An 11,877-nucleotide genomic window follows, 5' to 3' on the forward strand; every position below is an offset into this window, starting at 1 on the left:
TAGAGTGGTCAATGGCTCGGCATGAGCACTCGGCAGAAGTGCGCCTACGTTCCGGTGATCCGGTCCGTACGTGCATCGGATGTCGGCAACTCGCGCCAGCCGCTGATCTGCTGAGGGTCGTGGCACGACAGGTCCAGCCGGACGGCTGGATGGTGGTGCCGGATCCGCGGCGCAGGCTTCCCGGACGAGGTGCGTGGTTGCATCCCGACCGGAAATGCCTGAGTCAGGCAGAGAAGCGTCGAGCGTTCGGAAGAGCGCTTCGAGTGTCCGGAAGCCTGGACACGGCGGCCCTCGGTAGCTCGATCGATTCGGATCTTGCGAATGAGCCGCATCCACAACAGAGCAGTACCTCGTAGTCCGGGAGTGCCCGGAACTACAGGGCAATCTCTCGAGCAGAGTCAGGCAAACACACTCATGAGCACACCGTGAAGCACCAACGATGATCGTCCATCGGAGTTAACCCGAGGTCGCGCGGGCACCAGCCACGCTCGGCCTCTCAGTAGAGGAGAGCAGTGGCAGGCAAGGCCCGCGTGCACGAGTTGGCCAAGGAACTCGGTGTCACCAGCAAGGAACTTCTCGCTCGGCTCAAGGAGCAGGGCGAATTCGTGAAATCGGCGTCTTCCACCGTGGAGGCACCGGTCGCGCGACGGCTGCGGGAATCGTTCCCGTCGGCCAAGGGCGAGGCGGCCCCGTCCGCATCGCGTCCCGAGGCCGCAAAGCCGGCCACCACCGCCAAGCCCGGCGGCCCCCGTCCCGGACCGAAGCCGAGCGCACCCGCGCCCGCTGCTCCGGCCGCGGCAGCGCCCGCACCGGCTCCGGCACCCACCCCGGTGTCCGCGGCGCCCAAGCCTGCGGTTCCGGGCCCGAAGCCTGCGGCTCCGGCTCCGGCAGCGCCCGCTGCACCGGCGGCCCCCGCTGCACCGGCAGCCCCGGCTGCGGCAGCAGCACCGGCGCCGGCTCCGGCACCCCGACCGGCCGCACCGCGTCCGGCGGCAGCAGGCCCGAAGCCCGGCCCGAAGGCGCCGCGCGTCGGTAACAACCCGTACTCGTCGGCTCCGGCCGAGCGTCCGGCCCCGCGTCCCGCTCCCGGTGCACCGCGTCCCGGTGGACCCCGCCCCGGCCCCGGCCAGGCAGGTCCGCGTCCCGCTCCGGGCGCACCGCGTCCCGCGGCAGGTCCCGGCGGTCCCCGCCCGGCTCCCGGCCAGGGTGGCCCGCGTCCGAGCCCCGGCTCGATGCCTCCGCGCCCGAACCCGGGTGCCATGCCCGCACGGTCGTCCCGTCCCGCGCCCGGCGCAGGCCGCCCCGGTGGCGGTCGTCCGGGTGGTCCCGGTGGACGTCCCGGCGGCGGTGGCGGAGGCTACCGCGGCGGCGCCCCCGGTACCGGTGGTGCTCCGGCTCCCGGTGGAGCTCCCGCAGGTGGTTTCCGCGGTCGTCCCGGTGGCGGCGGTGGCCGTCCCGGCCAGCGTGGTGCCGCGGCAGGCGCGTTCGGTCGTCCCGGTGGCGCGCCCCGTCGTGGCCGCAAGTCGAAGCGTCAGAAGCGGCAAGAGTACGACTCCATGCAGGCACCCGCCGTCGGTGGCGTGCGGCTGCCCCGCGGCAACGGCGAGACCATCCGTCTCGCTCGCGGTGCGTCCCTGTCGGACTTCGCCGAGAAGATCGACGTCAACCCGTCGGCCCTGGTCCAGGCGCTGTTCAACCTGGGTGAGATGGTCACGGCGACGCAGTCCGTCAACGACGAGACCCTCGAGCTGCTCGGCGGCGAGATGAACTACGTCGTTCAGGTCGTCAGCCCGGAGGACGAGGACCGCGAGCTCCTCGAGTCGTTCGACCTCACCTACGGCGAGGACGAAGGCGGCGAGGAAGACCTCGAGCAGCGTCCCCCGGTGGTCACCGTCATGGGTCACGTCGACCACGGCAAGACCCGCCTGCTCGACACGATCCGCAAGGCCAACGTCCGCGAGGGCGAGGCGGGCGGCATCACCCAGCACATCGGCGCCTACCAGGTGCTGACCGAGCTGGACGGCGTCGAGCGTCTGGTGACGTTCATCGACACCCCGGGTCACGAGGCGTTCACCGCCATGCGTGCCCGTGGTGCGAAGGCCACCGACATCGCGATCCTCGTGGTCGCGGCCGACGACGGCGTCATGCCGCAGACGGTCGAGGCGATCAACCACGCCCAGGCGGCCGACGTGCCGATCGTGGTCGCGGTGAACAAGATCGACAAGGAAGGTGCCGACCCGGCCAAGATCCGCGGGCAGCTCACCGAGTACGGCCTCGTCGCCGAGGAGTACGGCGGAGAGACCATGTTCGTCGACATCTCCGCGAAGCAGGGTACGAACATCGAGCAGCTGCTCGAAGCCGTGCTCCTCACCGCGGACGCGTCGCTCGACCTGCGCGCCAACCCGGACATGGACGCCCAGGGTGTCGCCATCGAGGCGCACCTCGACCGCGGCCGTGGTCCGGTGGCGACCGTGCTCATCCAGCGCGGCACCCTGCGGGTCGGCGACTCGATCGTCGCCGGCGACGCCTACGGTCGCGTCCGGCGCATGGTCGACGAGCACGGCGAGGACGTCCTCGAGGCGCTCCCGTCGCGTCCCGTCCAGGTCATCGGCTTCACGTCGGTGCCCGGTGCAGGCGACAACCTGCTCGTCGTCGACGAGGACCGGATCGCCCGGCAGATCGCGGACCGGCGTAACGCCCGCAAGCGCAACGCGCTCGCAGCACGCAGCCGCAAGCGGATCAGCCTGGAAGATCTGGATGCGGCGCTCAAGGAGCACAACGAGCTCAACCTCATCCTCAAGGGCGACAACTCCGGCACCGTGGAGGCCCTGGAAGAGGCACTGCTCGGCATCCAGATCGACGACGAGGTTCAGCTCCGGGTCATCGACCGCGGCGTCGGTGGCATCACCGAAACCAACGTCAACCTGGCGTCGGCGTCGAACGCGATCATCATCGGCTTCAACGTCCGCGCGGAGGGCAAGGCCACCGAGCTCGCCAACCGCGAGGGCGTCGACATCCGGTACTACTCGGTGATCTACCAGGCCATCGACGAGATCGAGAAGGCCCTCAAGGGCATGCTCAAGCCGATCTACGAAGAGGTCGAGCTCGGCAAGGCGGAAATCCGCGCCATGTTCCGGTCCTCCAAGGTCGGCAACATCGCGGGCTGCCTCGTCACCTCCGGCATCATGCGGCGCAACGCCAAGGCGCGCTTGCTGCGTGACAACGTCGTTGTCGCGGAGACGATCACCATCTCCTCGCTCAAGCGGGAGAAGGATGACGCCACCGAGGTGCGCGAGGGTTACGAGTGCGGTCTGACCGTCACGTACAACGACATCAAGGTCGGTGACGTGATCGAGGCGTACGAGCTTCGCGAGAAGCCGCGCGACTAGGCTCCGAGAACCCGCGGGCCACGAGAGATTCGTGGCCCGCGGGGTTCGGCCTGTTAGTCAGACGATCGGGAGGTTCGTTGTATCTCGGTGCCCTCGAGTTGGACGTTCTGCTCGGCGACGTCAGGTCGCTGAAGGAGAAGAGATCCGTGGTCAAGCCCGTGATCGCAGCCCTGGCCCGCTATGGCGTGTCGGTGGCCGAGACCGGCGACCACGACCTCTACCGACGCGCCCACATCGGGGTGGCTGTCGCGGGGGTCGACGTGGGACATGTCGGGGAGATCCTCGACACCTGCGAGCGCACCGTCGCGGCCCGACCGGAGCTGCAACTACTGTCTGCACGCAGGCGGATCTTCGGTCCCGAGGACTGACTTCCGGTTCCAGTTGAGCCTCCGGTGTAGTTCGATTCACTGTGTAGTCCAATTGATCGACCCGACGGCGATGCCGTCGGTGAATTCGGCGGCTCGGCCGTCGTGTGGTTTCGGCGGTCCGGCCGTCGTGTTGTTCTAGACGGCCCGCCGTCGTGTGAAGAAGGGACTTCGGTCATGGCAGATCCGGCACGAGCACGCAAGCTCGCCAAGCGCATCTCGACGATCGTGGCGTCGGCGATCGATCAGGAGATCAAGGATCCTCGACTCGACTACGTCACCATCACGGACGCCAAGGTGACGGCGGATCTGCACGACGCGACGGTGTACTACACCGTTCGTGGTGTCGACCTCGACAGCGAACCCGACTTCGAGGGCGCCGCGGCCGGGTTGGCCAAGGCGACCGGTGTGCTCAGGTCGAAGGTCGGCGCAGGAACCGGTGTTCGGTTCACTCCGACGTTGGCGTTCGTCGCGGACACCGTTCCCCACACGGCACGCCACATGGAAGAGCTGCTGGCCCGGGCCCGCGCCGCGGACGACGAGGTGGCCAAGGCCCGCGAGGGTGCGTCGCACGCAGGCGAGGAGGACCCGTACAAGGAGTCCCGCGCCGCGGACGACGATGACGCCGACCGCGACTAGGGTTCGGCGATGACCGTGACGTCGCAGCCCACGCGCCCACAGGAGCCCGCCGACATCGACCTGGCCGGCGCGGTCGAGTTGCTGTCGGAGGCCCGTTCGGTGACGGTGCTCTGCCACGTCCAGCCCGATGCGGACACCATCGGCAGCGGGCTCGCACTGGCGATCGCTCTCGATCGTCGCGGTACGCCGGTTCAGGTGTCGTTCGCGCAGCCCGATGCGCTGCCGGAGTCGATGCGGACACTGCCGGGCATCGAACTGCTCGTTCCGCGCGACGAGGTCGCCGAGGCCGTCGATCTGGTCGTGACGGTGGACTGCGGCAGCCGCGGCAGGCTCGGGTCGCTCGGTGGTCGGCTGGACACCGCGGGAAGCACGCTCGTCATCGACCATCACCGGTCCAACACCCGGTACGGGCGGTACAACCTGATCGACGACACCGCCGAGGCGACGGCGGCGGTGCTGAGCCGACTGTTCGATCTGTGGGACGTCGAGATCGACCGGGACATCGCGCACTGCCTGTTCGCCGGACTCGCCACCGACACCGGGTCGTTCCGGTGGGTGCAGCCGGGGACCCACGCTCTGGCGGAACGTCTCATCGACACCGGAATCGACTCCGCGGAGATCACGCGCCGCCTCCTCGACACGCACCCGTTCGGTTGGTTGCCGATGCTGTCCTCCGTTCTGGGGTCGGCGCAGTTGGTGCCCGAGGCGGTCGGCGGCCTGGGCCTGGTCTACGCGCTGGTCCGGCATCACGACACCACAGGGATGGGCGCCGAGGAGATCGAGTCCGTCATCGACATCGTGCGCACGACCGCGCAGGCCGAGGTCGCGGCGGTGTTCAAGGAGAACGTGCCCGGCGTGTGGTCCGTGTCGTTGCGTTCGAAGGCCGCGATCGACGTGTCCGAGGTGGCGGGTCGTCTCGGAGGCGGTGGGCACCGGTTCGCGTCCGGCTACACCGCGGAAGGTGACGCGGACGCCGTGGTGGCCGGCCTGCTGGACACCATTGGCTGACGCGGTCGCGGGGGACGGGACGACGGGCGTCGGAGCTTCCGACCGGCCGTCGGCCCGCAGAATCCTGGGCCTGGCGGTGCCCGCGCTCGGGGTGCTCGCCGCCGAGCCCCTCTACCTGCTCTTCGATATTGCCGTCGTCGGTCATCTCGACGCTCTGGCCCTCGCAGGCCTCGCGGTCGGCGGATTGATCCTGGCCCAGGTCAGTACCCAGTTGACGTTCCTGTCGTACGGCACAACCGCGCGGGCGTCCCGGCTGCACGGCTCGGGTGACGAGCGCGGAGCGATCGCCGAGGGCGTGCAGGCGACGTGGCTCGCGGCCGGGATCGGACTGCTGATCGTCGCTGCCGTTCAGTTGTTCGCGAGGCCGGTGACCGCAGTGATCGCGGGAGGCGACGACATCGCCGATGCGGCGCTGTCGTGGCTGCGGGTCGCGGTGTTCGGTGCACCACTGATCCTGATCGCGATGGCGGGCAACGGCTGGATGCGGGGCGTGCAGAACACTCTGCGGCCGCTGCGGTTCGTGCTGGCGGGGCTCGCGCTGTCCGCGATTCTGTGTCCGCTGTTGGTGCACGGCCTGGCCGGAGCGCCGCGCCTGGAACTGGTGGGTTCCGCGATCGCGAACGTCGCGGGTCAGGTGGTGACGGCGACCTGCTTCGTCGTCGCGGTGGTGCGTTCGGGCGTGCCGCTGCGGCCGCAGCCCTCGGTCATGCGTGCGCAGCTGGTCCTCGGCCGCGACCTGATCCTGCGGAGCCTGGCGTTCCAGGCCTGCTTCCTCTCCGCGGCCGCGGTGGCTGCCCGTTTCGGGGCTGCCTCGGTGGCGGCGCACCAGGTGGTGTTGCAGCTGTGGAACCTCGTGGCCCTCACCCTCGATTCGCTGGCCATCGCCGCCCAGACACTGGTCGGCGCCGCGCTCGGGGCGGGACGAGTGGCCGGTGCCAAGGGGTTGGCGCGGCGCCTCACGGGCTGGTCGACGGTGTTCGCATCCGTCCTTGCCGCGATGTTCGCGCTCGGGCACGCCGTGATCCCGGCGCTCTTCACCGCCGACGCAGGCGTCCAGGACCAGGTGGACGTGGCGTGGTGGTTCTTCGTCGCGATCATGCCGGTCGCGGGAGTCGTCTTCGCACTCGACGGGGTGCTGCTCGGGGCGGGTGACGCGAAGTTCCTCCGCAATGCCACCCTGGGGTGCGCCGTTGTCGGATTCCTGCCGCTCATCTGGCTGTCGCTGGTGTTCGACTGGGGACTCGCCGGAATCTGGACGGGCCTGACGGTGTTCCTGGTGTTGCGGATGTTCGCGGTGGTGTGGCGGGTGCGTACAGGGCGTTGGGCCGTCGGCGGTGCCGACATTCAGCGGGACGTCGGCGGTGCCGACATCCAGCGGGGTGCTCGGGCAGACGCGAGCGGCGATGTTCAGGTGGAAAGGTAGAGAGCGTGACACGCAAATTGTGGGCGGTGAGCGACACCCATGTCGGGCATCGCGGCAACCGGCCGATCACCGAGGAGCTGTACCCGGAGTCACCGCAGGACTGGCTGATCCTCGCGGGTGACGTCTCCGAGAAGACCGACGACATCGCGTGGGCGCTGAAGACGCTCCGCGGGCGGTTCGAGAAGGTGATCTGGGTTCCTGGCAACCACGAACTGTGGACGACGGCGAAGGACCCGGTCCAGATCCACGGAGTGGCCCGCTACGACTATCTGGTCACGATGTGCCGGGAGCTCGGAGTCGTCACCCCGGAGGACCCGTACCCGGTGTGGGAGGGGGAGGGCGGCCCGGCGACGCTGGTGCCGATGTTCCTGCTGTACGACTACACGTTTCGGCCCGAGGGAACGCGGACCAAGGAGGAGGCGCTCGAGTTCGCGCGGGACAAGAACGTCGTCGCCACCGACGAGTTCCTGCTCTCGTCCGAGCCGTACGCCACCCGCGATGCGTGGTGCGCGGCCCGGCTGGAGTCGACGAGGGCCCGACTCGACGCGCTGGACCTGTCGATTCCGACGGTGCTGATCAATCATTTCCCGCTCGTGCGCGAACCGACGCGAGTGCTGCTCTACCCGGAGTTCTCGCTGTGGTGCGGCACCGAGCAGACCGCGGACTGGCACACCCGCTACAACGCGATCTGCAGCGTGTACGGGCACCTGCACATCCCGCGGACCACCTGGTACGACGGCGTCCGATTCGAGGAGGTGTCCCTCGGCTATCCGCGTGAGTGGCAGCGCCGCGGGCTGCCGGAGCGGTTGCTGCGGCAGATTCTCCCGGTCCCGGACTATGCGCCGGGAACTCTCAACAAGTGGGGCGGTCATTTCAAGGTGACCCCCGAGCAGGAAGCGGAGATGGAGCGGATGAGGGCGGCGCGCGCGTGATCGAGAAGATTCTTCCGACCGGTGTCGAGTACGCCGAGCTGTTCTCCGATCCGCCCGAACTCGAGCCGCATCCGAGCGAGGCCGCGCTGATCGCGCGCGCAGTGGAGAAGCGTCGCCGAGAGTTCATCAGCGTCCGGCACTGCGCCCGGCAGGCGATGGGCAAGCTCGGCGTCGACCCGGCACCGATCCTCAAGGGCGAGAGAGGGGTTCCGCTCTTCCCCCGTGGGGTGGTCGGCAGCCTGACGCACTGCGACGGCTACCGCGGCGCGGTCCTCGGGTACTCGATGGCCGTGCGCTCCGTCGGCATCGACGCCGAGCCGCACGGACCGCTGCCGGACGGCGTGCTCGACGCCGTCAGCCTGCCCGCCGAACGTGACTGGCTGTCCACCGTGCTGAGCGAGCGGCCCGCCGCTGTGTTGAACGAGCGGCCCGACGCTGCTGGCACCGACATCCACTGGGACCGGTTGCTGTTCTGTGCGAAGGAAGCAACGTACAAGGCGTGGTTCCCGCTTACGCACCGCTGGCTCGGATTCGAGGACGCCCACATCACCTTCGCGCTCGAGCGCTCGGGTCAGGACGGGACCACCGGCACCTTCCACACCGAGCTCCTGGTGCCGGGGGAGACGGTGTCGGGTCCGCCGCTGACCTCCTTCGACGGCCGGTGGCTGGTCGACGACGGCCTGGTGATCGCCGCGATCACCGTCCAGTAGGCTCGAAACCCGTGTCTGCTCACCGTCCCCCGTCCTCCGGCCTCCACGGCGCCGGGCTGCTGATCGTCGACAAGGACGGCGGGATGACCAGTCACGACGTCGTCGCCCGGTGCCGCAAGATCCTGCAGACTCGCAAGGTCGGGCACGCGGGCACGCTGGATCCGATGGCGACGGGTGTGCTGGTGCTCGGAGTCGAGCGGGCCACGAAACTGCTCGGCCTCCTGTCGCTGACCACGAAGGCGTACACCGCGACGATCCGGCTCGGTCAGGCCACGACCACCGACGACGCGGAGGGCGAAGTGCTCAGCACTGCCGATGCGTCCGGCGTCACGGACGGCGAGGTCGCGACTGTGATCGCGACGCTGACCGGTGCCATCGAGCAGGTCCCGACACGGGTGAGCGCGATCAAGGTGGACGGGCAGCGCGCGCACAAACTGGTCCGCGACGGCGAGGACTTCGAGCTCGCGGCCCGGCCGGTCACGGTGGACCGCTTCGACGTGACGGCGTCGCGGCGTGTGGAGTCGTTCGTCGACCTCGACGTCGAGGTCGAGTGCTCGTCCGGAACCTACGTCCGCGCACTGGCCCGTGACCTCGGCGCTGCTCTCGGTGTCGGCGGGCACCTCACGGTGTTGCGGCGGACCCGCGTCGGCCCGTTCACCCTCGACCACGCCCGCACGCTGGAGCAGTTGGCCGAGGATCCGTCCGTGAGCCTCGACATCGACCAGGCCTGCCAGACGGCGTTCGAGCACCGTCAGATCTCGGCCGAGGAAGCGGAGTCGATCAGCCAGGGCCGCTGGCTCGACCCGATCGGCATCCCCGGTACCTACGCGGCCATCGACCCGACCGGACACACCATCGCGCTGCTGCAGGAGCGTGGCAGGAGGGCGAGTTCGGTGATGGTGGTGCGTCCCGCTACGTTGCGCGGCCTCTAGTCGGATCAGCGCTCGACGATCCAGATCGCCTCGGCAGCAAGGTTTCCCAGCTCGATGACGGACCCGTTGCCGAGCTGCACCGACACGGTGCCCGCGAAGTCGCGCCGTTCGAGCACGGTGATCGTCAGGTCGAGGCAGATGCCGACGCTGTCGAAGTACCTGAGCATCGCAGGGTCCGAGTCGGAGATCCGGGCCACCGTGCCGGACTGGCCGTCGGCGAGTTCGCTCAGCTGACGTGCCTGCGGCGCCGGGATGGTGCCGTCGGCCGCGGGGATCGGATCGCCGTGAGGGTCGCGTTCCGGATGTCCGAGCTTGGCGTCGATACGTTCGATCATCAGGTCGGAGACGGCGTGTTCGAGAACCTCGGCCTCGTCGTGCACCTCGTCCCAGCCGTAGCCGAGTTCGCCGACGAGGTACGTCTCGATGAGACGGTGCCTGCGGACCATGGCGACGGCGGCGGCGCGGCCACTGTCGGTCAGCGAGATCGACCCGTACTTGGCGTGGTCGACGAGGCCCTGATCGGACAGCTTTCGGATCGCCTCGGACACCGTCGACGCCGAGACACCGATGCGCTCGGCGAGCATTTTCGTCGAAACCTGTTCACCCGACCATTCGCCCGCGGTCCAGATCACCTTCAGATAGTCCTGCGCGACCGTCGTGAGCGACGGCGCACGGCCGGCCGATGGCGCGACCCCTTCCGCTGATCTGTCCGATTGGTTTCTACGCTCAGGCACGGAACGAGCTTAGGCAATGCACAGGCGGTGTGGCACTTCGACACCTGCCGAGGCATCCGTGTGGGCGCGGAGACACCGGAAGACCCACCGAAGGTGACGCTCGCGGCGGCGGGTCGTAGGCTTCGGTGCGTGCAGAGATGGCGAGGGCTCGACGACGTTCCAGCCGACTGGGGCCGCTGCGTACTCACGATCGGCGTCTTCGACGGTGTGCATCGTGGGCATGCGCAGTTGATCAGCCGTGCGGTGAAGTCGGCGAGCGAACGCGGAATTCCCAGTGTGCTCATGACTTTCGACCCACACCCGATGGAGGTCGTGCGGCCGGGCAGTCACCCGGCGCAGTTGACGACGCTGCGTCGGCGGTCCGAACTGGCGGAGGAGTTGGGAATCGACGTGTTCTGCGTCGTCCCGTTCACCTCGGAGTTCATGAAGCTGAGCCCGGAGCAGTACGCGCACGAGATCCTGGTCGAGCGGTTACACGTCGCCGAGGTCGTCGTGGGGGAGAACTTCACCTTCGGTCGGAAGGCGGCCGGCACGGTCGACCTGCTGCGGCAGATCGGATCGCGTTTCGGGTTCGCTGTCGACGGGGTGAACCTGGTCGCGGAGCACGCGGTCACGTTCTCGTCGACCTACATCCGGTCCTGCGTCGACGCCGGTGACGTGTCGGCCGCGGCCGAGGCGCTGGGTCGACCGCACCGCGTCGAGGGTGTCGTCGTGCACGGTGAGCGCCGTGGCCGAGACCTGGGTTTCCCCACGGCCAACATCTCGCCGCCGGAACACGCCGCGATTCCCGCGGACGGCGTCTACGCGGCCTGGTTCACGGTGCTGGGGCAGGACCCCGTGGCGGGGTCCTTGGAGCCGGGGGTTGCGCACATGGCTGCGGTGTCCGTCGGCACGAATCCGACGTTCTCGGGTCGGACGCGCACCGTCGAGGCGTACATCCTCGACGCGTCAGCGGATCTGTACGGCCAGCACGTGGCGGTCGACTTCGTCCGGCGCCTGCGCGGCATGGAGAAGTTCGACTCGGTCGACTCGCTGATCGCGCAGATGGGTCGCGACGTCGACGACACCCGGGAGCTGCTCACACGCACCGACGTGAGGGGCTGACCGCGGCGTCGGGACCCGCTTCCGGCACTGGTAGGATGTTTCCTCGGTGTGTGCTGCGGTCTGTGGTGGCCACGCCACTCGGGCTTGTTCCGAGTTCTCATCGCGCAGACATCAGTAACAGGAGTGACAGTGGCGCTGACCACCGAAGAGAAGAAGGCCGTCCTCGCCGAGTACGGCGTTCACGAGACCGACACCGGATCGCCGGAGGCGCAGGTTGCGCTGCTGACGAAGCGGATCGTCGACCTCACCGAGCACCTGAAGAAGCACAAGCACGACCACCACTCCCGCCGCGGCCTGCTGCTGCTGGTTGGACGCCGTCGTCGTCTGCTCAAGTACGTTCAGAAGGTCGACATCGCGCGTTACCGTTCGCTCATCGAGCGTCTGGGCCTGCGCCGATAAAAGATTCGACGCACCGGGCGAATGCGCGACACAGCGCACCGATCCGGACGTGAACATCCCGGTAGCCAACGAGGCGAGTGCTTAGACTGACCTCGTTGGCTACCGGTGTTTGTCGGATGGCCGGATCGAAAGCGACCCGAGTCATCGGACAGACCGGTTCCATCGCGAACCATCGGATCCACGAGGGATCCCGCCGTACGTACCTGCAGTAGTGGCAGTCGGTCCTCGGTAGTGGCCACTCG

At 68.7% G+C, this 11,877-nt stretch carries 12 protein-coding genes; 11 read left to right on the top strand and 1 reads right to left on the bottom strand.

Annotated features, from left to right (window positions below; translation table 11 throughout):
- Positions 1-11 precede the first annotated feature (11 nt).
- The 9 genes from FFS72_RS06000 to truB all read left to right on the top strand — a co-directional run bounded on the left by FFS72_RS06000 (position 12) and on the right by truB (position 9,398).
- Positions 12-356, top strand: coding sequence for a YlxR family protein (locus FFS72_RS06000; RefSeq protein ID WP_137873242.1), 345 nt, complete (start codon positions 12-14; stop codon positions 354-356).
- A 156-nt stretch (positions 357-512) separates the two neighbouring features.
- The gene (gene infB, locus FFS72_RS06005) at positions 513-3,389 is read left to right on the top strand and encodes a translation initiation factor IF-2 (protein ID WP_137873093.1); all 2,877 of its coding nucleotides are present in this window, start codon (positions 513-515) and stop codon (positions 3,387-3,389) included.
- 77 nt (positions 3,390-3,466) lie between these two features.
- Entirely contained in the window at positions 3,467-3,757 is a 291-nt protein-coding gene (locus tag FFS72_RS06010; protein ID WP_137873094.1) for a DUF503 domain-containing protein, read from the top strand.
- 174 nt (positions 3,758-3,931) lie between these two features.
- On the top strand, positions 3,932-4,393 hold the full coding sequence (gene rbfA / locus FFS72_RS06015; protein ID WP_137873095.1) for a 30S ribosome-binding factor RbfA: 462 nt from the start codon (positions 3,932-3,934) through the stop codon (positions 4,391-4,393).
- A gap of 9 nt (positions 4,394-4,402) precedes the next feature.
- A complete protein-coding gene (locus FFS72_RS06020; protein ID WP_137873096.1) occupies positions 4,403-5,401 on the top strand; it encodes a DHH family phosphoesterase in 999 nt (332 codons plus the stop codon).
- Positions 5,394-6,824 carry an MATE family efflux transporter gene (locus tag FFS72_RS06025; RefSeq protein ID WP_137873243.1) on the top strand — a complete coding sequence of 477 codons (1,431 nt, stop codon included), beginning with the start codon at positions 5,394-5,396 and terminating at the stop codon, positions 6,822-6,824. Before FFS72_RS06020 ends, FFS72_RS06025 begins: the two co-directional genes overlap by 8 nt.
- 5 nt (positions 6,825-6,829) lie before the next feature.
- Complete coding sequence (locus FFS72_RS06030) at positions 6,830-7,756, top strand: metallophosphoesterase family protein (protein ID WP_137873097.1); 927 nt, start codon at positions 6,830-6,832, stop codon at positions 7,754-7,756.
- Complete coding sequence (npt, locus tag FFS72_RS06035) at positions 7,753-8,466, top strand: 4'-phosphopantetheinyl transferase Npt (protein WP_137873098.1); 714 nt, start codon at positions 7,753-7,755, stop codon at positions 8,464-8,466. Before FFS72_RS06030 ends, npt begins: the two co-directional genes overlap by 4 nt.
- A gap of 11 nt (positions 8,467-8,477) precedes the next feature.
- On the top strand, positions 8,478-9,398 hold the full coding sequence (gene truB, locus FFS72_RS06040; protein ID WP_137873099.1) for a tRNA pseudouridine(55) synthase TruB: 921 nt from the start codon (positions 8,478-8,480) through the stop codon (positions 9,396-9,398).
- A gap of 5 nt (positions 9,399-9,403) precedes the next feature.
- Here the strand turns inward: truB and FFS72_RS06045 are convergent, their stop codons facing one another.
- Entirely contained in the window at positions 9,404-10,132 is a 729-nt protein-coding gene (locus FFS72_RS06045; RefSeq protein ID WP_137873100.1) for a metal-dependent transcriptional regulator, read from the bottom strand.
- Positions 10,133-10,261: 129 nt separating this feature from the next.
- Here FFS72_RS06045 and FFS72_RS06050 point away from each other — a divergent pair, with 129 nt between their 5' ends.
- Entirely contained in the window at positions 10,262-11,236 is a 975-nt protein-coding gene (locus FFS72_RS06050; protein ID WP_171018573.1) for a bifunctional riboflavin kinase/FAD synthetase, read from the top strand.
- 129 nt (positions 11,237-11,365) lie between these two features.
- A complete protein-coding gene (gene rpsO, locus FFS72_RS06055; protein ID WP_050066212.1) occupies positions 11,366-11,635 on the top strand; it encodes a 30S ribosomal protein S15 in 270 nt (89 codons plus the stop codon).
- Positions 11,636-11,877: the final 242 nt, after the last annotated feature.

It is taken from the genome of Rhodococcus sp. Q (assembly GCF_005503035.1).
Taxonomy (GTDB): domain Bacteria; phylum Actinomycetota; class Actinomycetes; order Mycobacteriales; family Mycobacteriaceae; genus Rhodococcus_G.